This is a genomic window from Caballeronia sp. Lep1P3 (assembly GCF_022879595.1).
Lineage (GTDB): Bacteria > Pseudomonadota > Gammaproteobacteria > Burkholderiales > Burkholderiaceae > Caballeronia.
The window spans coordinates 2,066,516-2,090,648 of the sequence record NZ_CP084265.1 but is presented as its reverse complement, the minus strand read 5'-3'; the positions used below and the strand labels follow the sequence as shown (position 1 = coordinate 2,090,648).

The window sequence follows — 24,133 nt, the reverse complement described above, 5'->3', positions numbered from 1 at the left end:
ACGGCTAGGCACGCAGATCATTGTTTCAAAAGCGGAATGTTCCGTCGACGATCGTAACGCTCGCGCCTGCGATCCACACGGTCGGACCGTTCGCGCCATCGTCGTAGGCGACGCTCACGCGGCCGTCGCGGCCGAGCGCGGTGCCCTGCCGCACGGTGTACGCGTCGCCGGGGCGCTTGCCTTGCTCGGTGAGAAGCATCGCGAGTGCGGCGTTCGCGCTGCCCGTCACCGGATCTTCGACGTTCTCCGCGCCGAGCAGGAGCGCACGCAACTCGAAGGTCGCGGGCGCGCCGCCATCGTGCGGACCGTAGACGACGAGTCCGTGCGTGCCGACTTCCGCGACGAGCGCGGCGAGCGCATGCCGCGCTTCGGGCGAGAGCGTCATCGCGAGACATTGTGCCGCATCGCGCAGGCGCGCGATCAGCCACGGCGCGCCGTTGTTCACCGCGCACGGCGGCGCGCTGAAGTCGATCTGGGCGGGCGCGAGCGCGGCGGCGAGCCGTTCGCGCTGTGCGTCGTCGAGCGCGACGATGCGCGCGGGCGGCGCATCGAACGCCCAATGTCCGTTCGCGCGCGCTTCGAGCGTGACGAGCCCGACGCCGCATTCCTGCACGAGCGTTGCCGCCTTCTTCGGCGCGTAGCCGCTTTCGATGAGCGCGTGTGCCGTGCCGAGCGTCGGGTGGCCCGCGAACGGCAGCTCGGTGGCCGTCGTGAAGATGCGCACGCGATAGTCGGCGCGCGGATCGGTCGGGCGCAGGATGAAGGCCGTCTCCGAGAGATTGGTCCAGCGCGCGATGGCCTGCATGCGCTCAGTCGTGAGCGCGTCGGCGTCGAAAATCACGGCGAGCGGATTGCCCTTGAACGCGACATCCGTGAAGACGTCGACCTGTTTGAAGCGGACGGTTTGCGTGGTCATGAGCTTGCTCGCTGAAAAACAAAAAACCCGGCGCGCTCGCGCGGCCGGGCTCGCATAACGCGCCGACGCCGCGGCTTAGCCGACTTCGGCGATCAGCTCGATCTCGACGCACGCGCCGAGCGGAATCTGCGCGACGCCGAACGCCGAGCGCGCGTGCTTGCCGGCATCGCCGAACACTTCCGCGATCAATTCGGACGCGCCGTTGGTCACGATGTGCTGCTCGGTGAAATCGGGCGTCGAGTTCACGAGGCTCATCAGCTTGACGATGCGCTTCACGCGGTTGAGGTCGCCCGTGTGTGCGTGCAGGGTCGCCATGAGATCGATCGCGACGCTGCGCGCGGCGGCCTTGCCATCTTCCGTCGCGAGGCTGTCGCCGAGCTTGCCCGCGTAGGGCTTGCCGTCCTTCTTGGCGATGTGGCCGGACAGATACACCGTATTGCCGCTTTGCGCGCTCATCACGTAAGCGGCGGCCGGCGCGCCCGCGACGGGCAGTTCGATGCCGAGTTCCTTCAGCTTGTCGTACACGTTCGATGCCATCGACTACTCCTTGAAAAGCGGTGAGAAGATTCAGACGCTCGCGCGAATGAGCGCGCCGAGCTTCGCCACGCCTTCGTCGATCGTCGCCGGCGGCACCGTGACGAACGAGAGGCGCATGGTGTTGTGCTCGGCCGTATTCGCGAAGAACGGGCCGCCCGGCACGAACGCCACGTTCTGCGCGATGGATTGCTCGAGCAGCTTCATCGAATCGATGTGATCCGGCAGCTTCACCCACACGAACATGCCGCCTTCGGGCCGGTTCCATTCGACGCCCGCCGGCATGTGGCGTTCGAGCGCGGCGAGCATCGCGGCGCATTGATCGCGATAGAGCGCGCGGATCGTCGGAACGTGGGTGTCGAGAAAGCCGTTCTTCACGACTTCGTACACGATGCGCTGCGTGAGGCTCGGCGTGTGCAGATCGGTGGCCTGCTTCGACTGCACGAGTTTGAAGTGCAACTCCTCGGGCGCGATGATGTAGCCCACGCGCAGGCCCGGCGCGAGCACCTTCGAGAACGAGCCGAGATGCACGATGTGGTCCGGCGCCATCGAGAGCAGCGTCGGCAGCGGCGCGCCGGCGTAGTCGAGCGCGCCGTAGGGATCGTCCTCGATCACGGGAAACGCGGCTTTCTGCGCGAACGCCGCGAGCGCGCGGCGGCGTTCGAGCGGCAGGCGGCGGCCAGTCGGGTTCTGGAAATTCGGCTGCGCGTACAAGAGGCGCGCGTTCGCGACGAGCGCGTCATCGAGGCGTTCGGGAATGAGGCCGGATGCGTCCGTCGGCACCTGCACGTAGTTCGGCTCGAAGAGCGAGAACGACTGCAGCGCGCCGAGATACGTCGGCGTTTCGACGAGCACGCGGCTGCCTGGATCGACGAGCACCTTGCCGAGCAGGTCGAGCGCCTGCTGCGAGCCTGTCGTGATGAGCACCTGCGTCGGGCGGATGGTCACGCCGTTTGCCGAATAGCGCGCCGCGACCCATTCGCGCAGCGGCATGTAGCCTTCGGTCGCGCTGTACTGGAGCGCGGCGGCGGGCTGGTCGCGCAGGATGCGTTCGGACGCCTCGCGCATTTGTTCGACCGGAAACGTGGCCGGCGAGGGCAGGCCGCCCGCGAAGGAAATGACTTCGGGCCGTTCCGTCACCTTGAGGATTTCGCGAATCGCCGAGCTGGTGAGCTTGCGGGCGCGTTCGGAGAGTTGCCACGGCGTGGCGCGGAGATCGGCTTGATTCATGAAATGCCTCGGTTGTCTCGAAGTGTGATTTTGAATTTCCGCGCGGACGATGCCGCGCGCAGACTGCGATTATCGCGCGGGCGCGTCATTTTGCGTGGCCGGTTGACGCGGCGACCGGGTGCGCCGCCGGCTTGGTCGGGCGCGCATCGCCCGCCGGGAGCGGGGCTGAGCGCACCGACGCCTTGCGGCCCAGCACGACGGTGACGATGACCGCGGCCGCATACAGCCACGTCAATGTGCTCACATGCTCGCCGAAGAACAGCGCGGAGAAGGCCATCGTGAAGAAGATTTGCAGCAGTTGCACTTGCCCGACACGCGCGATGCCGCCCATCGCGAGGCCCGCGTACCACGCGAAGAAACCGATGAACTGCGAAAAGAGCGTGACGTAGCCGAACGCGAGCCAGGTGCGAAGCGCGATCGGTTCCGGATGCGCCGCATGATGCGCCCACGCGAGCCAGCCGACCGGCAGGAGCAGGAAGGGCGCGGACAGCACGAGCGCCCAGCAGATGACCTGCCAGCCGCCCATCTGACGCGCGAGCCGCGCGCCTTCCGCATAGCCGAGCGCGCCGATGCCGACCGCGACGAGCATCAGCAGATCGCCCGCCTGCAGGCCGCCGCCGCCCGCCTGCAACGCGAACACGACCACAATGGCGCTGCCCGCCACCGCGCTCGCCCAGAACGCCTTCGACGGCCGTTCGTGCGACAGCCACGCGGCATAAATCGCGACGCACAGCGGCTGCAAGCCGTTGACGACCGCGCCGTGCGACGCCGGCACGGTTTTCATGGCCCACGCCGAGAACACCGGAAACGCAATGATGACGCCCAGCGCGACCACCGCGAGGCTCTTGACCTGCGCCCAGGTCGGCCGTTTCTCGCGCCGCCACGCGAGCAGCAGCGCGGCCGGAATCGCCGCGACGAGCGCGCGTCCGAGGCCGTTCAGAAGCGGATGCACTTCCTGCACGACGATGCGCGTCATCGGCAGCGTGAGGCTGAAGATGACGACACCGATCAGGCCGAGCAGCATGCCTTCGGTTTCGCGGGTTCTCATCGGGCGTCTCCTTTCTGTTCTGTTCTGTTGTGCGTCAGTCGGTCGTATCGGGGGAAAGCGGCAATTCCGGCTGCGCTTCGTCCGCATTGCCGTCTGTTTTCCTGCTTTTCGTGCGACGGCGTTTGCTCGCCGCCCGCTGCGCTTCATCGCCCGCGCGCCGCGCCTCGTCCGCCGATTGCGCGAATTCCGCCGATTCGCCGAGCGTCACGATGGAGCCGTCCGGCAGTTCGAACTCGGCGACCAGCGCGGGCGCGCCGGCCGTCGCTTCGACGCGCATCAGATGTGCCGCGCCCAGCCACGCGAGCTGCTCCGCGACCGCTTCCGCGTTCGGGTGATAACCCGCGAGCGAGCGCAGCGCGATGCCGGTTTCGGGAAGCGCGTCGCTCGGATGCCGCGGGCTGTCCCATTGGATCAGCGAGGGCAGCACGCCGCCGCCCGCGCCTTGCCACGCGGGAAACGCGCCGTCGTCGGGGACGGTCAGGCTCCATGTATTGCCGCCGCGCGACATCGCCACCACGGGCGCGATGCCCTGCGGATACTGCTCGCGCCAGCGCGCCAGTGACTTCGGACGATCCACGCGCGCGACCCAGTGCACGAGTTGCGGACCTTCGGCGAGCCGGGCGTGCATCGCGGGATCGTCGAGGGCGAAGAGGCGGGCGCGCGGCGCGTCGTGTGCCGTGTCGCGCTGCGCGGCGGCCGGATCGACGGCAATCGCTTCCAGATACGCGCCGCCCCACAGATTCAGCAGCCGGTTGTGCGTTCGCATCGACGGATGCGCGCCGCCCGGCGCGGCCTCCACGCCGAACTTGGCGGCGATGAACTGCGCGCCTTCTTCGAGCGTGCGCGCGGCAATGACGAGATGATCGAGTTTCAGCGGATAGGCGGTCATGGCTTGGCGTGAGGCGCGAGGGCGTGAAAAAGAGGCCGACAGCATAACCGCCGATTCACGGTTGCCGGGCATTCCGTACCGGTCGCCGGAAAGGAAAATGTAGCGGTTATCACCAGAACAGTAACGGTACAATCGGCCTGATCCCATTCGGTACAGTTCACCGACACGTTCGCGAGAAGAGGTCCGCATGTCCGTCCCCCTCGATCAAATCCCCGCCCCGCACGATGCCGAGCAGCTCACGCTCGTCGATCAGCTCGTCCAGTGGGGCCGGCGCCGCATCGACGAGCGCGTGTTCCGGCCCGGCATGCGCATGCCGTCGATCCGCAAGCTCGCCATCGACAAGGGCGTGTCGCGGTTCACGGTCGTCGAGGCGTATGAGCGCCTCGTCGCGCACGGTTATCTGGACTCGCGGCGCGGCTCCGGCTTCTATGTGCGTGATCGCGTCACGCCCGCAGCGCCGGGCGCGAACGCCGCGTCGCAGCGGGAGCCGGTGCAGAACACCATCGACGTCGTCTGGCTGTTGCGCAACATGCTGCACACGGCGAGCCCCGAAAAGGGGCCGGGCCTCGGCTATTTGCCCGCGCGCTGGCTCGACGGCGAACTCATCACCAACGCGCTGCGCTCGATGAGCCGGCTCTCCGGCGCGCAGATGCTCGGCTTCGGCACGCCGCAGGGCTTTCTGCCGCTGCGCCAGCAATTGCAGACGCGCCTCGCGGAACTGGAAATCGGCGCGTCGGAGCAGCAGATCGTGCTTACGTCGGGCATCACGCAGGCCATCGATCTCATCGCGCGAATCTACGTCAAAACGGGCGATGCGGTGATCGTCGGCGATCCGGCGTGGTTCCAGATGTTCGGCCGCTTCGCGTCGCAGGGCGCGCGGCTCGTCGGCATGCCGTACACGCCCGACGGCCCCGATCTGGACGCGCTCGAAACGCTCGTCGCGACGTGGCGCCCGAAGATGCTCATCATCAATTCGGTGCTGCACAACCCGACCGGCACGTCGCTCACGGCGGCGCAGGCGTTTCGCATTCTGCAACTCGCGCAGGAATATGACTTCATCGTCGTCGAGGACGATGTCTACGGCGATCTTTGCCCGACGAATTTCGCCGCCACGCGCCTCGCATCGCTCGATCAGTTGAAGCGCGTGATCTTCCTCGGCAGCTTTTCGAAGACGCTCGCGGCCAATCTGCGCGTGGGTTACGTCGCGGCGTCGGCGGAGGTGGCGAAGGCGCTCGCTGACCAGAAAATGCTCGTCGGCATGACGAGCCCGGAGCTGAACGAACGCGTCGTCTACAAGGTGCTGACCGAGGGCCACTACCGGCGCCACGTGGAGCGCCTGCGCGCGCGGCTCGACACCGTGCGCGACAAGACCGCGCGCATGCTGGAGCGAACCGGCCTGCGGCTTTTCACGACGCCCGACGCGGGCATGTTCCTCTGGGCCGACGCGGGCGTGGACTCGGACGGGCTCGCGGCGGCGGGTCACGAAGCGGGGTTTCTGCTCACGCCCGGCAGCCTCTTTTCACCGCAGCAGTCGCCGACGACGTGGATGCGCTTCAACGTCGCCAATTGCGGCGATCCGGCGCTGCCCGCGCTCATCGCGAACCATCTGGAAAAGGTCGCGCGGCGCGGCGTCCCGGCAGATGACGGCGCGCGGACGGCGCCGCGATGAAACCGGCGAGCACGGTTTCGTAGAGCGCGAGCGCATCGGGCGCGTGCCGATAGCGGTGTTCGTAAAGCTGGCCCTGCGCGCCGCAGAACTTGAGCGCGAAGTAATCGGCGAGCAGGTTGCCCTGCGCTTCCATGTTGTAGTCGGACAGCCGCTTGCCTGCCGCGAGCGCGTAACCGTAGGACAGGCCGATGCGGATTGCCCCGCGCACGCGCACCCAGTAGCCGAGCTGAAATTGCCAGACGTGCGTCATCTCGTGGATGAACCACATGCGATCGGCGATGCCGCACGCCGAAAAATCATCGCGATGGCACGCGCGCGGAAAATAGAGGCTGCCGTTCGGCGCCATCGCGGTGCGCGCCGGCTGCAGGCCGAACGGCAGATAGGCGCGGGCGTGGACGCGCACCGCCGAATAGTCGATGGAATCGGCGAAAACGAGGCGCGCCATCGCGATTTCACCGGGCGTGAGCGGGCGCTTCATGGGCCAAGGCAAGTTGTCGGAAACGGCCGCGCATTCTAGGTGAAAGCGTCGCGCGGCGGCTCTTGAAAGCGCGCGGATCGCCCTCATATCGGACGAATTCGCCGGACGGCGCGTTGCCAGCACCATCCAGCGGCCCCACGGCAATTGACGACATCAACCAGAGGACCCGACCATGGCGCAAGAAACCATGAGCTTTCAGGCGGAAGTGAAGCAGCTTCTGCACCTGATGATCCATTCGCTCTACAGCAACAAGGAAATCTTCCTGCGCGAGCTGATCTCGAACGCATCCGACGCCGCGGACAAGCTGCGCTTCGAGGCTATCGAAAACAGCGCGCTCTACGAGAACGATCCGAACCTGCGCATCCGCATCTCGTTCGACAACGCCGCGCGCACGATCACGATCGACGACAACGGCATCGGCATGAGCCGCGACGAAGCCATCTCGCATCTCGGCACCATCGCGCGTTCGGGCACGAAGGAATTCTTCTCGAAGCTCTCCGGCGACCAGCAGAAGGACGCCGCGCTCATCGGCCAGTTCGGCGTGGGCTTCTATTCGGGCTTCATCGTCGCGGACAAGATCACGGTCGAGACGCGCCGCGCCGGGCTGCCGGCGTCGCAGGGCGTGCGCTGGACGAGCGCGGGCGAGGGCGACTTCGAGATCGAGGAGATCGAGCGCGCGCAACGCGGCACGACCATCACGCTGCATTTGCGTGCCGACGAGGACGAGCTGCTGTCGTCGCATCGGCTGAAGTCGATCATTCAGAAATACTCGGATCACGTCGCGCTGCCCATCCTCATGAAAAAGGAAGAATGGGACGCCGAGAAGAGCGAGATGGTCGAGAAGGACGAGGACGAGACCGTCAATCAGGCGAGCGCGCTGTGGACGCGCCCGAAGAGCGATGTCACCGACGAGCAGTACAAGCAGTTCTATCAGCACATTTCTCACGATCACGACGACCCGCTGGCGTGGACGCACAACCGCGTCGAAGGCCGCAGCGAGTACACGCAACTGCTGTACGTGCCGAAGCACGCGCCGTTCGATCTGTGGAACCGCGAGCATCGCGGCGGGCTGAAGCTGTATGTGAAGCGCGTGTTCATCATGGACGACGCCGAGCAGCTGCTGCCCACGTATCTGCGCTTCGTGAAGGGCGTGGTCGATTCGGCGGACCTGCCGCTCAACGTGTCGCGCGAAATCCTGCAGGAAAGCCGCGATGTAAAGGCCATCCGCGAAGGCGTGACCAAGCGCGTGCTGTCCATGCTGGAAGAGCTTGCGACGTCCTCGGCGGAAGCCACGGAAGACGCCGGCCGAGAGAAGTATCAGACGTTCTGGAACGAGTTCGGCCAGGTGCTCAAGGAAGGCATCGGCGAGGACTTCGGCAACCGCGAGCGCATCGCGAAGCTGGTGCGCTTCGCATCGACGCATAACGACAGCGACGTGCAGAACGTGTCGCTCGCCGATTACGTCGCGCGCATGAAGCCCGAGCAGACGAAGATCTACTACGTGACCGCCGACAACTGGCAGGCCGCGAAGAACAGCCCGCATCTGGAAGTGTTCCGCAAGAAGGGCGTCGAAGTGCTGCTGCTGACCGATCGCGTCGACGAGTGGATGCTGTCCTTCCTCAACGAGTTCGACGGCAAGCCGTTGCAGAGCGTCGCGCGCGGCGACCTCGATCTCGGCGCGCTCAACGACGAGGAAAAGCAGCAGCAGGAGAAAGTCGGCGAGGAATTGAAGCCGCTCGTCGAGAAGATGAAGGAAGCGCTCGAAGGCAAGGCGAAGGACGTGCGTCTGACGTTCCGTTTGACGGATTCGCCGAGCTGCCTCGTCGCCGACGAAGGCGATATGAGCGGTTATCTGCAGCGCATGCTGAAGGCCGCGGGGCAGAAGGCGCCGCAAGCGGAGCCGATTCTGGAGGTGAATCCGGAACATCCGCTGGTGAAGGCGCTGAATGCGGACGATGCGAACTTCGCGGACTGGTGCCATCTGCTGTTCGATCAGGCGATGCTGGCCGAAGGCGGCGTGCTGGAAGATCCGGCCAGTTTTGTGAAGCGGACGAATGCGTTGTTGCTCGCGCGATAAGTTGCACGCGAGCGTTGCCTGAAGACGCTTGAAGACGCGCCGCCGGGTGAACCGGCGGCGCGTTTTTTATTTCGCTTTGCGGTCCTTGTTGGATTGGCTAACCACTGAGGCAGCGAGTGTTTTGGTTTCCCCCGAATACTTGTTGCTTCTCAGCACTTTGCTCGCTTTGCTCTCCATTTCGGCGCTCGTCTGCTTAGTCGTGCGTGATTGAGCTGTTGCCGATCCTGCGAGGCTTCTGGCGATTGCCGAGGCCTTGGGATCTTGCAGCGTCGAGCTGGCGAGGTGGGCGACCTTCGCCGATGTTTTCTTCGTGTTGTTCGTCATTGTTATTCCTCACTATGTCTCGCGGACAGCCAGCGCCGGAAGGGCGCGGCTCGAACAGTCTCGCGCGTGGTTGCGGCGATAACCATACGATTCATCCGAACTCGGACGCGGTCCTATAATGGCCGCCATGTCGATCCCTAACGATCCCGTCGATGTTCACTGGCGCGCCGCGCCGCTCGCGTCGTTCACCGCGCACCAAAAAGACTGGCTCACGCGCGGCGGCTCATTGACCGCCCACTTGCGCACGCTCGGCACAGTCACCGTCGATGTCACCCGTGAAGCCGTCGATACACCTTGGCACGACGAATCGCGCGCACTCGGCATCACACGCCGCACGCCGGTGTGGACACGCGAAGTCACGCTGAAAGTCGACGGCGTGCCATTCGTCGTCGCGCACAGCATCGTCGCTTTGTCGCACAGCACCGGCGTGTGGCAATCGATGCGCCGCCTGCGCACGCGCCCGCTCGCCGAATTGCTCTATAGCGACAGCAGCGTGTCGCGTTCCGCGCTCGTGAGCCGCGTGTTGACGGCGCGGCATCCGCTGTATCGCCTGGCGGTCCGGCAAGCGCAAACAAACCACGCACTCGTCGCACGCCGATCGGTTTTCGTGCGCCACGGCGCGCCGCTGATGGTCACCGAATGCATGCTCGATGCGCTCTGGCGCCGGCTCGCCGCATCGCATGGCGCCACGCATCACCGCGAACATGCCCGCGCCTGCGAACACCTCGCGTCGCATGCAAAGCGCGTGGCGCACGGCGACGCCGGATGAAGCTCGCAGGCTTCCCGCCCGTCGGCGACGCGCGAACGCACACCCTCATCCTCGGCAGCTTTCCGGGCGTCGCATCGCTCGACGCCACGCAGTATTACGCGCATCCGCGCAACCAGTTCTGGCGGCTCGTGGGCGCGGTCATCGGCGAGCCGTTGCACGAACTCGCTTACGCGCAACGTCTTTCGCGTTTGACGGATCGCGGCATCGGGCTATGGGACGTGCTTGCCGCGTGCGAGCGCGAGGGCAGTCTCGATAGCGCGATCCGTAACGCATCGCCGAACGACTTCGCCGCGTTTCACGCGCGCTTTCCGATGCTCCGAAAGGTCTGCTTCAACGGCAAGACTTCGGGCAAGTTCGCGCCGGTGATCGCGGCGGCGGGGTACGCCACGCTCGTGCTGCCGTCGTCGAGTCCGGCCAATGCTATCCTCTCGTTCGACCAAAAATTGCGCATCTGGCGCGACATTCTTTCCACACAATGACGAAACTCATCAAGCGCGCGTCGGCGGAAGCTCGCGCGTTCGGCAGCAAGAAGAACAAGAGCCGCGCGAAGAGCGAGCCCGATGACGACGACCTCGCCAACGCGCCGCGCATCGAGGCGCCGCGCAAGCCGCGTTTCGCGCCCGTCACGTTCTCCGAAGAGGGCGGTGTGCGCTATCTGCATTTCGGCACCGAATGGGTGCAAGGCGCGATGCGGCTGAAAAAGCCCGATCACATCGAACTGGAATACGGGCAGCAGATGATGGCGTGGCTGCTTTTCATCGAGACGCCCGAGCGCATCGTGCAACTCGGGCTCGGCGCGGCCGCGCTCACGAAGTTCTGTCATCGCTTTCTGAAGCGCGCGAAGGTCGAAGCCGTGGAACTGAATCCGGCTGTCGTGATCGCGGCGCGCGCGATGTTCGAATTGCCCTACGACGACGCGCGCCTCACCGTCACCGAACGCGATGCGTGGGAGTTCGTCAACGATCGCGCGAATCACGGCACCATCGGCGCATTGCAGATCGATATCTACGACGCCACCGCGCGCGGTCCCGTGCTCGACAGCGTGTCGTTCTATCGCGCGTGCCGCGCCTGTCTCAGCCGCGAAGCGGGCGTCGTGACGATCAACCTGTTCGGCGATCACCCGAGCTTCGTGCGCAACATGCGCCATCTGAACGAAGCCTTCGACCGCCGCGTGATCGCGCTGCCCGAAGTGCACGACGGCAATCGCGTCGCGATCGCGTTCGCCGGTCCCGCGCTCGACGTGCCGTTCGCCGCGCTCGAAAAGCGCGCGAAGCTGATCGAATCGCAACTCGGCTTGCCCGCGCGCCAATGGGTGAAAGGTATCGCCGAAAGCGCGGGCGTGCCGGCGAGCGGTTCTTTCGTGATCTGAGCCGCGCTTACAGCGCTTTTCACCTCTGGGGAATGCTCGGGATTCCCCCTGCTTGACCGTGTTTTGGCGGTCCCTATACTCCTCCTGTTGTTTCGGGGCGCTTCCCGCGGCGTGTCTGCCCGACCGCCGCCGCCGCGACAGCCGCGGCTCGCCGGGCCGCGGCTCACGATCGCGGCTCATAAAAGCGAATGCTCGCTCATCAGCGATGCTCATAACAAGGAGGAGGCCGTATGGCTCAGGATCCGGGCCGCACCGGACAACCGCGCAACAGACAATGGCTCTGGCTTTTGATCCTTCCGTGGATCGGCGTGGTGTGGGTGCCGTTTTACAACAAGATCGAGCCCACGCTGTGGGGCTTTCCCTTCTTCTACTGGTATCAGCTTCTCTGGGTGCTGATCAGCGCAGTCATCACCGCGCTCGTTTATACGAAGACCAAGGCGCTGCCTTCGCGCCGCGCGGGCCAAGGAGGTGCGCGATGATGAACATCACCGCAACTTTCGTCTTCGTGCTGTTCTTCGTCGGCGTGACGATTCTCGGCTTCATCGCCGCACACTGGCGCAAGGGCGATCTCGGCCAGCTCGACGAATGGGGTCTCGGCGGCCGGCGCTTTGGCACCATCGTGACGTGGTTCCTGCTCGGCGGCGATCTCTACACCGCGTACACGTTCGTCGCGGTGCCGGCGCTCGTGTTCGGCGCGGGCGCGACGGGCTTCTTCGCGCTGCCGTACACCATCCTCATCTATCCGTTCGCGTTCGTCGTGTTTCCGAAGCTCTGGAGCATCGCGAAGCGTCACGGCTACGTGACCGCGGCCGACTTCGTGCACGCGCGCTACAACAGCCGCATGCTCGCGCTCGCCGTCGCGCTGACGGGCATCGTCGCGACGATGCCGTATATCGCGCTGCAGCTCGTCGGCATCGAAGTCGTGATCGGCGCGCTCGGGTTCTCGACGCAAGGCTTCGTCGGCGACTTGCCGCTCATCATCGCGTTCGCGATTCTCGCGGCCTATACGTACACGTCCGGCCTGCGCGCACCCGCGATGATCGCGGTCGTGAAGGACGTGCTGATCTACATCACCATCATCGCCGCGATGATCGTGATTCCGGCGCAGCTCGGCGGCTTCGGCCATATCTTCGGCGCCGTGCCGCCCGCGAAGCTCTTGCTGAAGGCGCCCGATGCCGCGAGCCTCAACGGATACAGCGCCTACGCGACGCTCGCGGTCGGCTCGGCGCTCGCGCTCTTCCTGTATCCGCACTCGGTGACGGCCATCCTCTCGTCGAATTCCGGGAACACGATCCGCCGCAACATGGCGCTTCTGCCCGCGTATTCGCTGGTGCTCGGCCTGCTCGCGCTGCTCGGCTACATGGCGCTCGCGTCGGGCGTGAAGGACATGCCGGAGTACGCGTCGTACTTCAAGGCTTACGGCGCGAACTTCGCGGTGCCGGCGCTCTTCCTGCACTACTTCCCGTCGTGGTTCGTGGGCGTGGCGTTCGCGGCCATCGGCATCGGCGCGCTGGTGCCGGCGGCGATCATGTCGATTGCCGCAGCGAATCTCTACACGCGCAACGTGCATCGCGAGTTCGTCAATCGCTCGATGACGCCGGAGCAGGAAACGAACGTCGCGAAGCTCGTCTCGCTGATCGTGAAAGTGGGCGCGGTGGTGTTCATTCTCGCGCTGCCGCTCACTTACGCGATCCAGCTTCAGCTGCTCGGCGGCATCTGGATCATTCAGACGCTGCCCGCGCTCGTGCTCGGTCTCTATACGCGCGTGCTGGATCATCGAGGGCTGCTGATCGGCTGGGCGGTGGGCATCGGCGTCGGCACCTGGATGGCCGTGTCGCTGCAGCTAAAAGGCTCGATTTACACCGTGCACATGTTCGGCCACGCGGTGCCGGGCTATGCGGCGGTGTGGGCGCTGATCGTCAATCTGATCGTGTCGGTGGGCGTGAGCGTGGTGGTTCGCGCGATCGGCCTGAAACGCTCCGACGACCGCACGCGGCCTGAAGACTACCTGGACGTCGTGGAAAGCTGACCGGCGCGCGTCTGATACGCTAACGCCCGTAATGGCCCCGGCCGTTGCGGGCGTTTTTGCTTGAGCGCTCCCGATCCAACCCAACGCATCGACGCGAGCGAACCATGTTTCCATCGACATCGGCGCAACCGCGCAAGAGCCGGGCGAGGCGGCTTCTGAGCGGACTGGCGTCGCCATTCTTCCGCTATCGCCACGCGAAGGCGATCCATGCGGTGCGCGTCGCGCTCGGCATGGCGACATCGTTCATCGTCACGACCGGCATCAACGTGCCGCACGGAAGCTGGGCGTCGGTCTCGCTTCTGGTGGTGATCGGCGGCCTGCAGCATTACGGCAACATCCGCAAGAAGGCGGCGGAGCGCGCAATCGGCACGGCGCTCGGCGCGGCCATCGGGCTTGCGCTGATTCTCGTGCAGACGCTCTTCGGCTCGCTCACGCTCTTTTTTCTGCTGATGTCCGCGATAGCCGGCGCGTGCGCGTACTACGCCATCGGCAAGGCGGGCTACGTGGCGCTGCTCACGGCGATCACGATGGTCATCGTCGCGGGCCACGGCGATTCGCCTTTCGACGTCGGCTTGTGGCGCACGGCGAACGTGCTGATCGGTATTGCCATCGCGCTCGCGTTCTCGTTCGTGCTGCCGCAGTACGCGACGTATTCGTGGCGCTATCGCCTCGCCGACAATCTGCGCGAATGTGCGCGGCTCTATGGCGCGCTGCTCGACGGCAGACCGCTCATCGCCGAGGAAACGGCGCGCCGCTTCTTCGTCACGAGCCAGCGGCTCGTGCAGTCAAGGGCGCTGATGGATTCCGTCGCGAAGGAAACGCGCGTGCCGCTCGCGCGGCTGGAGGAAATCCAGCGGCTGCATCGCTCGATTCTTGCGGCGCTCGAAATGCTGGTGACGTCGATGCCGGACGACCCGGCGAATACGCACGGCTTCGCGCTCGATTGCACGAAAAACGAAGAGGCGGCGCGGCACACGCTGTTGCAGATGGCGCGCGCGCTGCGTTTCGGCCGCGTGAGTCTGCTTTATGCGCGCGCGGGCGCGATGGAGGGGATGGAGCGAGCGGAAGAATCGGCGCATGGCATGCACTGGCTCGCCATGCGTCTTACCGAACAGGTGGATCGGCTGCGGGTGCGTGTGAGCGAAATCGAGCGGCAGTGGAATATCGAAGGCGCACGGCCGCTCAACGGATGATGCCTCGCGCGCTCAGGGCTGATCGGGTGCTGCGGGCGGTGGCGGAGCTTCGGCCGGCGCTTGTTGTTCGACGACGTTGATGAGCCAGGGCACGCCGAAGCGGTCCTTGAGCATGCCGAAGCCGGCGGTGAAGAAGGTGGACTGCCAGGGCGTCAGCACCGTGCCGCCCTCGGCGAGCATGTTGAAGACGCGCTCGCCGGCCTGGGCGTCGCTCGCGCCGATGGAAAGCGTGAAGCCGTGATAGTCGCGCTGCGGCTGGCCGAACTGTCCGTCCGACACCATGACGGCGTTGGCACCGAGGCTGAACAGCGCGTGCATGACCTTGTCATGCCACTCGGGCGGCACGTTGGCGGCATCCGGCGTGTCCCGGAAGCGGATCAGCGTGTGTATCTGCGCGCCGAATGCGGCCTGATAGAGCGCGAGGGCGTCCGCGCAATCTCCGTTAAAAAAAAGATACGTATCCAGTTGCATTGACTGACTTTCTCCAAACCTGGGCGGCGCTCCCGCCAAAGCACGAAAGTCTATTGCAACCGGATACCGCGCCGACCCGGAAACAGTCAATTTATGTCGCAAACGGCCGAAAGCCGTACTTCTCCGAATGCGGCAGCGTGGCAACGCGGCGGCGCGGAAAGACGCGCGCGCCGCGCGCCTCGTCGGTCTTACTGCAGCGCGATGATGAGCTTCTCGAGCTTGATTGCGTCGGCGGCGAACGCGCGGATGCCTTCCGCGAGCTTTTCCGTCGCCATCGCGTCTTCGTTGACGAGGAAGCGGAAAGTCGGCTCGTCCACGTTGATCTTTTCGATGTTCTCGTTCTGCTCCGCGTCCGGCGACAGCTTGCGCTCGACCGTATCGTTGCTGTCGGCGAGCTTTTTCAGCAGATCGGGGCTAATGGTCAGCAGATCGCAGCCGGCCAGTTCGGTGATCTGGCTCACGGTGCGGAAGCTCGCGCCCATGACCTCGGTCTTGTAGCCGAACTTCTTGTAGTACGCGTAGATGCGGCGCACCGACTGCACGCCCGGATCGTTCGCGCCGCCGTTCTTCACTTCGTCCCACTCGGCGCCCGCCGACTTCTTGTACCAGTCGTAGATGCGGCCGACGAACGGCGAGATGAGCTGCGCGCCCGCTTCGGCGCACGCCACGGCCTGCGCCAGCGAAAACAGCAGCGTCATGTTGCAGCGAATGCCTTCTTTCTGCAGCACTTCGGCCGCGCGGATGCCTTCCCAGGTGGATGCGAGCTTCACCAGCACGCGGTTGCGGTCGATGCCCGCGCCTTCGTACAGCTTGATGATCTCGCGGCCCTTGTCGATGGACCCCTTCGTGTCGAACGAGAGGCGTGCGTCGACTTCGGTGGAGACGCGCCCCGGCACGATCTTCAGAATTTCCGTGCCGAAGGCGATGAGCAGATGATCGATGATCTGGCCCATCGGCTTGCCCGCGTTCTCCTTGACCGTCTTTTCGAGCAGCGGCTTGTAGTCGTCCTTCTGGACGGCCTTGAGGATCAGGGACGGATTGGTGGTCGCGTCCTGCGGCTTGAACTGTACGAATTGCTGGAAGTCGCCCGTATCGGCGACGACGGTGGTGTATTGCTTGAGCTGGTCGAGAGCGGATGTCATGTCGAGTCGTCGGCGCAATGCGCCTTGTCAGATTGCGGTAAGCCGCGGGTGTGCATGATCGCGATGCCGCGACGCGTCTTCGCGACGCGCGGCTCGCCCCTGTTGCGAATGTCTCATTCTAGTCCCGCGCACGGTAATCGCGCTCGCGGCACGCGCGGCGGCCGTCCGGCCCCGGCGCGGGCCGTCACTCGCTGGAGTACGCCAGTTCGTGCCAGCGCCGCACCGTGCCCGAGCCGAGCTGCCCGCGCGCGAAGCGCATCTTGCGGACTTCTTCGAGCGCGTGGGCGTCTTTCTGCGCGTCACCGCACGTCATCTTGAGGACGACGTCCTGAACGTGCCCGGCGTCGTCGAGCAGCACGCGAACAATCGTCTTGCGTTTCTGGGCGCCGGTCGGCGCGGTGCGCGCCAGCAGTTTGTCGATCAAAGCCATGATGAAAAAGCGAAAGCCGTTGCATGAAACGGCTGACGCGCGGCCAGCCGGTTTCATCATTGTAGGACGCGTCAGCTTCGCCGGACGTTGAGCACGAGGTGCGTCACGACGCCCGCGATCAAGCCCCACAACGCCGGCCCGATGGACAGCAGCGTGAGGCCCGAGGCCGTCACCATGAACGTGACGAGCGCGGGTTCGCGCTGGCGGGCGTCGTGCATCGCGTTGGCGAGGCCGCTCATGATCGAGCCGAAGAGCGCGAGCGCCGCCACCGATACGACGAGCGCCTTCGGAAACGCCGCGAACAGCGCCGCGATGGTCGCGCCGAAAGTGCCCGCGATCAGATAGAAGACGCCGCACCACACGGCCGCCGTGTAACGCCGGTCGCGGTTTTCGTGTGCTTCGCGGCCCGTGCAGATGGCCGCGGTGATCGCCGCGAGATTGACGCCGTGCGAGCCGAACGGCGCGAGCACGAGCGACGCGATGCCGGTCGTCGAAATAAGCGGCGCGGACGGCGTGGCGTAGCCGTCCGCGCGCAGCACGGCGATGCCGGGCACGTTCTGCGAGGCCATCGCGACGACGAAAAGCGGCACGCCGATGCTGACGATGGCGGACAGCGAGAACGCGGGCATGGTGAAGACGGGGTGCGCGAGCGCGACGTGAAAGCGCGAGAAATCGAGCTGGCCGAGCGCGCCCGCGACGGCGACGCCCGCCGCGAGCGTCGCGGGAATGGCGTAGCGGGGCATCGCGCGCTTGACGACGAGGTACGTGAAAAACATGGCGAGCACGAGCGCCGTCTGATGCTCGGCTGCGCGGAAAATCTCGATGCCGATCTCGAAGAGGATGCCCGCGAGCAGCGCCGCCGCGATGCCCGGCGGAATGCGCTTCATCAGCGCATCGAACCATCCGGTGATGCCCACGGCGGTCAGGAGCAGCGCGCAGACGACGAACGCGCCGACGGCATCGGCGTAAGGGACATTCGGCAGCGATGAAACCAGCAGCGCCGCGCCCGGCGTCGACCATGCGACGACGATCGGCGCGCGAAAGCGCAGCGAGAGTCCGATGGTGCACGCCGCCATGCCGATCGAGAGCGCCCAGATCCACGAGGAAATCTGCGCGTCGGAAAGGTGCGCGGCGCGGCCCGCCTGGAACATGAGCACGAGGGAACTCGTATAGCCGGTCATCATCGCGACGAAACCGGCGACGACGGCGGAGACGGACGTATCGGAAAAAAGGCGCAGCGGTGGAGGCGTGGTGCTGGAAGCGGTCATGCTCGATTCGGGTTATTTGGATAGCGCGCGCATCGCGCTTTCGAGGCCGGCCATGGTGAGCGCGTACATGCGGTTGCCGAGGACATGGCGGATCGCCGAAATGGACTGGCGGTATTCCCAGAGCCGCTCGGGTTCGGGATTGAGCCACGCGTGACGCGGGAATTGATCCGCGAAGCGCCGCAGCCACACGGCGCCGGCTTCGGCGTTGTTGTATTCCACAGAGCCGCCCGGCTGCAGGACTTCATACGGGCTCATGGTGGCGTCGCCGACGAAGATGAGCTTGTAATCCGGCGTGAACTTGTGAAGCACGTCGAAGGTCGGCGTGCGTTCGGTATGGCGGCGGCGATTGTTCTTCCACAGGTAGTCGTAGACGCAGTTGTGGAAGTAGTAGAACTCCAGATGCTTGAATTCCGCTTTCGCCGCCGAGAAAAGCTCTTCGACGCGCTTGATGTGGTCGTCCATCGAGCCGCCGACATCGAGGAGCATCAGCACCTTCACGTTGTTGTGGCGCTCCGGCACCATCTTGATGTCGAGCCAGCCCGCGTTCGCGGCGGTGCTGCGGATGGTATCGGGCAAATCGAGTTCTTCGGCGGCGCCTTCGCGCGCGAATCGGCGCAGGCGACGCAGCGCGACCTTGATGTTGCGCGTGCCGATTTCGACCTGATCGTCGTAATCCTTGTAGGCGCGCTCGTCCCACACTTTCACGGCCGTCCGGTTGCCCGCCGATTCACCGCCGATGCGAATGCCTTCCGGGTTGTAGCCGCCATGTCCGAACGGCGACGTGCCGCCCGTGCCGATCCACTTGTTGCCGCCTTCGTGACGCTCTTTCTGCTCGTCCATCAGTTCTTTGAGGCGTTCCATCAGCTTGTCGAGGCCGCCCATCGCCTCGATGCGCTTCTTTTCCTCGGCCGTGAATTCGCGATCGAGCCGCTTCCTGAGCCAGTCGAGCGGAACGTCGAACGCTTCGTCGGGAAGCTGCGCGACGCCGTGAAAGTACGCGCCGAACGCGCGGTCGAACTTGTCGAAATACTTCTCGTCCTTGACGAGCGTCATGCGCGCGAGGAAGTAGAACTCGTCGAGCGACGGCGCAATGACCTGCGCCTTCAATGCTTCGAGCAGCGTCAGATATTCCTTCACCGACACGGGCAGCTTCGCGTCGCGCAGCGAGTAGAAGAAGTCGATCAGCATGGCGCGCTCTCCTTTGACGTGAACCGGCGCGTTCTCAGCGATCGAGCCGGTGCTTCAGATGCGCGCGCACGGCCGGCCATTCGGATTCGATGATCGAAAACACGACGGTATCGCGATACGCGCCGTCGCGACCGATCTGGTGATTGCGCAAAATGCCGTCCTGCTTCGCGCCGAGCCGCGCGATGGCCGCGCGCGACGGGTGGTTCATGAAATGCGTGCGGAACTCCACCGCGATCGCCTTCAAATTGTCGAACGCATGCCCGAGCAGAAGCAGCTTCGCTTCGGTGTTGAGCGCCGTGCGCTGCACGCGTTTCGCGTACCACGTATGGCCGATTTCGAGGCGCCTGTGCGCGGCCTCGACGTTGAAATAGCGCGTGGAGCCGACGATGTCGCCCGTTTTCGTATCGATGACCGCGAACGGATGCGCGCCGAGCCGCTCGCGCATGTCGATGGCGGCTTCGATATACGCGCGCGCCGTATCGGGCGAGGGCACGCTCGTGTACCAGAGCTTCCACAGTTCGCCATCGGCGGCGGCCGCCGACAACGCCTTTTCATGCTCGGCTGCGAGCGGGACCAGCTTGACGTGCTCGCCTTCGAGCGTGACGGGTTCGATCCAGCGGCTCATGCGTGGTTTTCCTTATCGTGGTTTCCGGCTCGCGCGATTCCCGGCGCGCGTGTCAGCGGTCAGCGGTTATTGCGGTTCATGAGCAGCAGCCGCTCGAAGAGCGCCACGTCCTGCTCGTTCTTGAGCAGCGCGCCATGCAGCGGCGGAACGATCTGCTTCTGGTCCGACGAACGCAGCGCGTCGGGGGGAATATCTTCGGCGAGCAAAAGTTTGAGCCAGTCGAGCAGCTCGGAAGTCGACGGCTTCTTCTTGAGCCCCGACACGTTGCGCAACTCGAAGAAACTCTGCATCGCAGCAGCCAGCAACTCGTCCTTGATGCCCGGAAAATGCACGTCGACGATTTCCTTCATCGTCGATGCATCCGGGAACTTGATGTAGTGGAAGAAGCAGCGGCGCAGGAACGCGTCCGGCAGCTCCTTCTCGTTGTTCGACGTGATGATGACGAGCGGCCGATGCTTCGCCGTAACCAGCTCGCGCGTCTCGTAGACGTAGAACTCCATGCGGTCGAGTTCGCGCAGCAGGTCGTTCGGAAACTCGATGTCGGCCTTGTCGATCTCGTCGATCAGAAGCACGGATTGCCGATCCGACTCGAAGGCCTGCCACAGCACGCCCTTGACGATGTAATTGCGGATGTCCTTCACGCGCTCGTCGCCTAGCTGGGAATCTCGCAGGCGCGAGACGGCGTCGTATTCGTAGAGGCCTTGCTGCGCTTTCGTCGTCGACTTGATGTGCCACTGCAGAAGCGGCATGCCGAGCGCGCCGGCCACTTCCTCCGCGAGCATGGTCTTGCCGGTGCCGGGCTCGCCCTTGATGAGCAGCGGGCGCTGGAGCGTCATCGCGGCGTTCACCGCGAGCTTGAGATCGTCGGTTGCAACGTACTGCGATGAGCCTTCGAAGCGCATGACGAAGATCCGGTGAGGAAAAAAATCCCAGTATAAGTCAGAAGCCCTTTCGGGATGGGCGGCCCGCCGGTATCGTGGCAGCCGCTCGGCAAGGTCCGCGCGAAGGTCCCGCAAGGCCGCGATCGGGGCGCTGCATGCGGCTTGCTGAGATCGGCGCATGCAGCGCCAGGCATCGCGCGCATAGAGGCGAATTGTCGCAGGTTGCGCGTGCTTCTTTCAGCCGTATCCCATTGCCAGGAGCGGGTTTTGGCTGTCTCGGAGAATGGACGGTCCGGAGGTCGCGCGGTACAATGGGCGCGATTTTTTTGGCCTGCCCGGTCAGGCGGCGGTGCATCGGTCCCGTGAAGCAGCGTGGAAGGCAGCAAACAGTTCGGGAAGCGGTCCTTGCAAGCCTGCGTGCGCCCGGCGCGGGCCGCGCTTCCGAACGCCGGATTTCCCCTCATGCTAGGTTAGAAGCTATGAACTATTTCGTCGGCAAACTTGCCGTGATTGCAGCGCTGTCGGGTCTTGCCGGCTTCGCGACCCAGGCGTCGGCCGACGTCGTGGGCAACGCGAAGGCCGCAGAGGGCAAGGTCGCGATGTGCATCGGCTGCCACGGCATTCCCGGCTATCGCACGGCATACCCCGAGGTCTACGAGGTGCCGATGCTGGGCGGCCAGAACGCGCAATACATCGCCAATGCGCTGCATGCGTACAAGAAGGGCGATCGCCACTTCGACACCATGCGCGCCATCGCGGTGACGCTGTCGGATCAGGATATCGCCGATATCGCCGCGTACTACGCCGCGCAGACGCCGCAATCGAAGAACAATCCCGACAAGTAAGCCTCGTCGCCGCAATTCGTCGACACGGCCGACACGCTTCGCCCGGCGACGCAACGAAGGCAGCAACTATCTTTGCATGGGACCGCAGCCAGACGCCAAAGCGAGGCGCGGTCGACAGGAGAATTCATGAAGCCCTCTCAGGCACTTCACACGAGCATCAAGGCAGCATGCGCGGCGGCGGCGCTCTTCGGCATGGCGACGCTCAATGCGGCGCACGCAGCGGATGCGGGCAACGGCAAGGTGCTCTCCGAAAGCCATAACTGCGCGGCCTGTCACGGCCCGAATCTCAACAAGCCGGCGAGCGGCGAATATCCGAAGCTCGCGGGCCAGCATGCGACCTACATTTACTGGGCGCTGCGCCAGTATCAGATCGGCAACGGCAACCCGAACTTCGGGCGCAACAACGCGATCATGGCGGCGCAGGTGCAGAGCCTCTCGCAGAGCGATCTGAAGGACATCGCGGCGTACATCGAATCGCTGGATGGCAGTCTTGTCCTGAAGAAGTAAGCGCGCGGCGATTCGCTTCGTATCAAGAAAAACACCCCGCTCCATGCGGGGTGTTTTCGTTTCGGCGCGATGCTTGTGATGCGCTCGATCGCGCTCAATCACGCTCAATCACGCGACGCGCGGCGCTCGATCAGCGCGAGATACGCATCCGTATCCGGCGGCGTGTTGCTGCGCTGTGCTTCCCAGATGACTTGCCCGAGGCATTCCATGATCGCGTGCTGCGCGTCGTGCGGCGAGCCGAGGCGGGCGACGAGCCGGTCATGCGCGCGGCGGATGCCCGGCGGCTGATCGATCGACAATTGCTCGCTGATCGCGAGGTGCATCGACAGATGCAGAAACGGATTCGTCCGTCCTGCGTCGGGCGAATAATCGGCCTGCTTTGCGTCGGGATCGGCGAGTTCCGCCTGATATTCCGGATGCTCGCCGATCCAGTCGGCGGCCATGCTTTCGAGCGGCGTCAGGATTTCGCCGGCGCGCTCCTTGCGCCACGTTTCGGTGAAGAACTGGCGGACTTCGTCGCGGCTAGGGTTGAACATGACGGGTCGATTCGGCTGGAGGGTCAGGGCGTCATTGTAAATCCGGGCGTCGGCGTTCGCCGGGATGCGCTTCAGGCGTCCGGCGCGGGCGCGGGCGTCTTCGGCCGGTATTCGCATAGCGGCTCGATCACGCAATGCCAGCATTCGGGCACGCGCGCCTTGCAGACATATCGTCCGTGCAGGATCAGCCAGTGATGCGCGTGCTGAAGGAACGCTTTCGGCACGTTCTTTTCGAGCGCCGTTTCGACCGCGCGCACGTCCTTGCCGGGCGCGAGCCCTGTGCGATTCGCCACGCGGAAGATGTGCGTATCGACGGCGATCGTCGGCTGGCCGAAGGCAACGTTGAGCACCACGTTCGCCGTCTTCCGTCCCACGCCCGGCAGTTCTTCGAGCGCCTCGCGATTGTCGGGCACCTCGCCGCCGTGTTGCTCGACCAGCATGCGGCACGTCGCGATCACGTTCTTCGCCTTCGTCCGATAAAGCCCGACCGTGCGGATGTATTCGCTCACGCCTTCTTCGCCGAGCGCGAGCACTTTCTCCGGCGTATTCGCGACGGGAAACATGTTGCGCATCGCCTTGTTCACGGAGACATCGGTGGCCTGCGCCGACAGCATCACGGCAATCAGCAGTTCGAACGGAGTCGTGTATTCGAGCTCGGTCTTCGGATTCGGGTCGATGCTTTGCAGCGTCTCGAAGATGGCGCGTCGCTTGGTGGCGTTCATCGCGGCTGGCCTGAATCGTTATCGTTTTGATCGGCGTCCGCGGTCTGCTCCAGTCCGAGCCGGCGGCGGCGCTCCTCGGCCGCGTCGATCTGCGCCTGCACGGCGGGACTGACGTTCTCCATGTTCTTCGGGCCGGCGCCGAGCTTCGCCATGTCCTCTTTCTTTCTGCGCGCGCGTTCGAGCGCGGCCTGAATGATCGCGCGTTTTTTGGCTTGCGCATCGTCGGCGGATGCCGTCTGCGCGGGCGACGATGCTTCCGCCGGCAAGGCATCCCGCGCTTCCTGCGGCGTGCGCGCTGCCTGACGCGCGGCCGCACGCGCTTCGGCTTCCGCGCGCTCGCGTTCGATGCGCGCCGTGCGCCGCTCATGACGCGCGCGGGCCGCGTCCGCGTCTTGCTGGCTCCAGGCGTCCCAGCCGGTGGCGTCGCCGGTGACGGGAATCATCGCGATGCAATCGACGGGGCAGGGCGGCACGCACAAATCGCAGCCCGTGCACAGTTGCGCGATGACCGTGTGCATCTGTTTGGCTGCACCGGCGATTGCATCGACAGGACACGCCTGCATGCACAGGGTGCAGCCGATGCACACGTTCTCGTCGATGACGGCGAGCGGGCGCGCGCGCTCGACGCCGTGCGAGGTATCGAGCGGTATCGCCGGCTTGCCGAGCAGCGCCGCGAGACGCGCGACGCCCTCTTCGCCGCCCGGCGGGCACTGGTTGTAGCTCGCTTCGCCAGCGGCGATGGCCTCGGCATACGGGCGGCACGCCGGGTAGCCGCACTTGGTGCATTGCGTTTGCGGCAGCAAGTCTTCGATGCGCCCGGCGAGCGTCTTGGTGTGAGTCTTCGTGAGAGTTGCGGTCACTATGAGGTCTTGCGCGATGGCAGGTAAAGCACGACTCGATGCAGCGTCTGGAGCGCGATGCCGCTGACGAAGCAAAGCGGCAACGGCGCGAGAAGCGCCAGACGTGATTATCGCCGAAGTGCGCCAAGCGCGG

26 protein-coding genes and 1 pseudogene are annotated in these 24,133 nt (G+C 65.0%); 10 read left to right on the top strand and 17 right to left on the bottom strand.

What is annotated here, in order from left to right:
- Positions 1-25: 25 nt before the first annotated feature.
- The 5 genes and pseudogenes from LDZ27_RS09785 to LDZ27_RS09765 all read right to left on the bottom strand — a co-directional run.
- Entirely contained in the window at positions 26-916 is an 891-nt protein-coding gene (locus tag LDZ27_RS09785) for a PhzF family phenazine biosynthesis protein (protein ID WP_244813909.1), read from the bottom strand.
- Positions 917-991: 75 nt separating this feature from the next.
- A complete protein-coding gene (locus tag LDZ27_RS09780; RefSeq protein WP_244813908.1) occupies positions 992-1,453 on the bottom strand; it encodes a RidA family protein in 462 nt (153 codons plus the stop codon).
- 30 nt (positions 1,454-1,483) lie between these two features.
- A complete protein-coding gene (locus LDZ27_RS09775) occupies positions 1,484-2,680 on the bottom strand; it encodes a PLP-dependent aminotransferase family protein (protein ID WP_244813907.1) in 1,197 nt (398 codons plus the stop codon).
- An 85-nt stretch (positions 2,681-2,765) separates the two neighbouring features.
- Complete coding sequence (locus LDZ27_RS09770; RefSeq protein WP_244813906.1) at positions 2,766-3,728, bottom strand: DMT family transporter; 963 nt, start codon at positions 3,726-3,728, stop codon at positions 2,766-2,768.
- A 214-nt stretch (positions 3,729-3,942) separates the two neighbouring features.
- Positions 3,943-4,617, bottom strand: a pseudogene (locus tag LDZ27_RS09765) (VOC family protein); the annotation flags it as partial.
- Between the two features lie 187 nt (positions 4,618-4,804).
- Between LDZ27_RS09765 and LDZ27_RS09760 the strand changes: the two are divergent.
- Positions 4,805-6,286: a PLP-dependent aminotransferase family protein gene (locus tag LDZ27_RS09760; protein WP_244813905.1), complete on the top strand. Its 1,482-nt coding sequence runs from the start codon at positions 4,805-4,807 to the stop codon at positions 6,284-6,286.
- On the opposite strand, the gene LDZ27_RS09755 is transcribed toward LDZ27_RS09760, so the two are convergent.
- A complete protein-coding gene (locus LDZ27_RS09755; RefSeq protein WP_244813904.1) occupies positions 6,210-6,764 on the bottom strand; it encodes a Rhs element Vgr protein in 555 nt (184 codons plus the stop codon). The genes LDZ27_RS09760 and LDZ27_RS09755 overlap by 77 nt on opposite strands.
- A 172-nt stretch (positions 6,765-6,936) precedes the next feature.
- On the opposite strand from LDZ27_RS09755, the gene htpG reads away from it, so the two are divergent.
- On the top strand, positions 6,937-8,841 hold the full coding sequence (gene htpG, locus LDZ27_RS09750) for a molecular chaperone HtpG (protein ID WP_244813903.1): 1,905 nt from the start codon (positions 6,937-6,939) through the stop codon (positions 8,839-8,841).
- Between the two features lie 66 nt (positions 8,842-8,907).
- Here htpG and LDZ27_RS09745 read toward each other — a convergent pair whose 3' ends face one another.
- Positions 8,908-9,165, bottom strand: coding sequence for a hypothetical protein (locus LDZ27_RS09745; protein ID WP_244813902.1), 258 nt, complete (start codon positions 9,163-9,165; stop codon positions 8,908-8,910).
- 127 nt (positions 9,166-9,292) lie between these two features.
- Here LDZ27_RS09745 and LDZ27_RS09740 point away from each other — a divergent pair, with 127 nt between their 5' ends.
- From LDZ27_RS09740 to LDZ27_RS09715, 6 genes are all read left to right on the top strand, one after another.
- On the top strand, positions 9,293-9,934 hold the full coding sequence (locus LDZ27_RS09740) for a chorismate lyase (protein WP_244813901.1): 642 nt from the start codon (positions 9,293-9,295) through the stop codon (positions 9,932-9,934).
- Complete coding sequence (locus tag LDZ27_RS09735) at positions 9,931-10,413, top strand: DNA-deoxyinosine glycosylase (RefSeq protein ID WP_244813900.1); 483 nt, start codon at positions 9,931-9,933, stop codon at positions 10,411-10,413. The genes LDZ27_RS09740 and LDZ27_RS09735 overlap by 4 nt, the downstream gene beginning before the upstream one ends.
- Positions 10,410-11,303, top strand: coding sequence for a spermidine synthase (locus LDZ27_RS09730; protein WP_244813899.1), 894 nt, complete (start codon positions 10,410-10,412; stop codon positions 11,301-11,303). The genes LDZ27_RS09735 and LDZ27_RS09730 overlap by 4 nt, the downstream gene beginning before the upstream one ends.
- A 230-nt stretch (positions 11,304-11,533) precedes the next feature.
- The gene (locus LDZ27_RS09725) at positions 11,534-11,782 is read left to right on the top strand and encodes a DUF3311 domain-containing protein (protein WP_244813898.1); all 249 of its coding nucleotides are present in this window, start codon (positions 11,534-11,536) and stop codon (positions 11,780-11,782) included.
- Entirely contained in the window at positions 11,782-13,332 is a 1,551-nt protein-coding gene (gene mctP, locus LDZ27_RS09720) for a monocarboxylate uptake permease MctP (protein ID WP_244816106.1), read from the top strand. Before LDZ27_RS09725 ends, mctP begins: the two co-directional genes overlap by 1 nt.
- A 104-nt stretch (positions 13,333-13,436) precedes the next feature.
- Entirely contained in the window at positions 13,437-14,525 is a 1,089-nt protein-coding gene (locus LDZ27_RS09715) for an FUSC family protein (protein WP_244813897.1), read from the top strand.
- 12 nt (positions 14,526-14,537) lie between these two features.
- On the opposite strand, the gene LDZ27_RS09710 is transcribed toward LDZ27_RS09715, so the two are convergent.
- From LDZ27_RS09710 to LDZ27_RS09680, 7 genes are all read right to left on the bottom strand, one after another.
- Positions 14,538-14,996, bottom strand: a complete 459-nt coding sequence (locus tag LDZ27_RS09710) for a VOC family protein (RefSeq protein WP_244813896.1) — start codon at positions 14,994-14,996, stop codon at positions 14,538-14,540.
- A gap of 188 nt (positions 14,997-15,184) precedes the next feature.
- Positions 15,185-16,138, bottom strand: a complete 954-nt coding sequence (gene tal / locus LDZ27_RS09705; RefSeq protein WP_244813895.1) for a transaldolase — start codon at positions 16,136-16,138, stop codon at positions 15,185-15,187.
- A gap of 184 nt (positions 16,139-16,322) precedes the next feature.
- Positions 16,323-16,628, bottom strand: coding sequence for an energy transducer TonB (locus LDZ27_RS09700; RefSeq protein ID WP_244813894.1), 306 nt, complete (start codon positions 16,626-16,628; stop codon positions 16,323-16,325).
- 11 nt (positions 16,629-16,639) lie between these two features.
- Positions 16,640-17,836, bottom strand: coding sequence for a benzoate/H(+) symporter BenE family transporter (locus LDZ27_RS09695; protein ID WP_244813893.1), 1,197 nt, complete (start codon positions 17,834-17,836; stop codon positions 16,640-16,642).
- A 12-nt stretch (positions 17,837-17,848) separates the two neighbouring features.
- Positions 17,849-19,024: a VWA domain-containing protein gene (locus LDZ27_RS09690; protein ID WP_244813892.1), complete on the bottom strand. Its 1,176-nt coding sequence runs from the start codon at positions 19,022-19,024 to the stop codon at positions 17,849-17,851.
- A 34-nt stretch (positions 19,025-19,058) separates the two neighbouring features.
- A complete protein-coding gene (locus tag LDZ27_RS09685; RefSeq protein WP_244813891.1) occupies positions 19,059-19,649 on the bottom strand; it encodes a GNAT family N-acetyltransferase in 591 nt (196 codons plus the stop codon).
- 59 nt (positions 19,650-19,708) lie between these two features.
- Positions 19,709-20,551, bottom strand: a complete 843-nt coding sequence (locus LDZ27_RS09680) for a MoxR family ATPase (protein ID WP_244813890.1) — start codon at positions 20,549-20,551, stop codon at positions 19,709-19,711.
- A 458-nt stretch (positions 20,552-21,009) separates the two neighbouring features.
- On the opposite strand from LDZ27_RS09680, the gene LDZ27_RS09675 reads away from it, so the two are divergent.
- Together LDZ27_RS09675 and LDZ27_RS09670 are read left to right on the top strand one after the other, a co-directional pair.
- Entirely contained in the window at positions 21,010-21,375 is a 366-nt protein-coding gene (locus tag LDZ27_RS09675; RefSeq protein WP_244813889.1) for a c-type cytochrome, read from the top strand.
- 126 nt (positions 21,376-21,501) lie between these two features.
- Complete coding sequence (locus LDZ27_RS09670; RefSeq protein WP_244813888.1) at positions 21,502-21,882, top strand: c-type cytochrome; 381 nt, start codon at positions 21,502-21,504, stop codon at positions 21,880-21,882.
- A 104-nt stretch (positions 21,883-21,986) separates the two neighbouring features.
- On the opposite strand, the gene LDZ27_RS09665 is transcribed toward LDZ27_RS09670, so the two are convergent.
- The 3 genes from LDZ27_RS09665 to rsxB form a co-directional block, all read right to left on the bottom strand.
- The gene (locus LDZ27_RS09665) at positions 21,987-22,418 is read right to left on the bottom strand and encodes a DUF1841 family protein (RefSeq protein ID WP_244813887.1); all 432 of its coding nucleotides are present in this window, start codon (positions 22,416-22,418) and stop codon (positions 21,987-21,989) included.
- 71 nt (positions 22,419-22,489) lie between these two features.
- Positions 22,490-23,140, bottom strand: coding sequence for an endonuclease III (nth, locus tag LDZ27_RS09660; protein ID WP_244813886.1), 651 nt, complete (start codon positions 23,138-23,140; stop codon positions 22,490-22,492).
- A complete protein-coding gene (gene rsxB / locus LDZ27_RS09655; RefSeq protein ID WP_244813885.1) occupies positions 23,137-24,000 on the bottom strand; it encodes an electron transport complex subunit RsxB in 864 nt (287 codons plus the stop codon). Before rsxB ends, nth begins: the two co-directional genes overlap by 4 nt.
- Between the last annotated feature and the right edge of the window lie 133 nt (positions 24,001-24,133).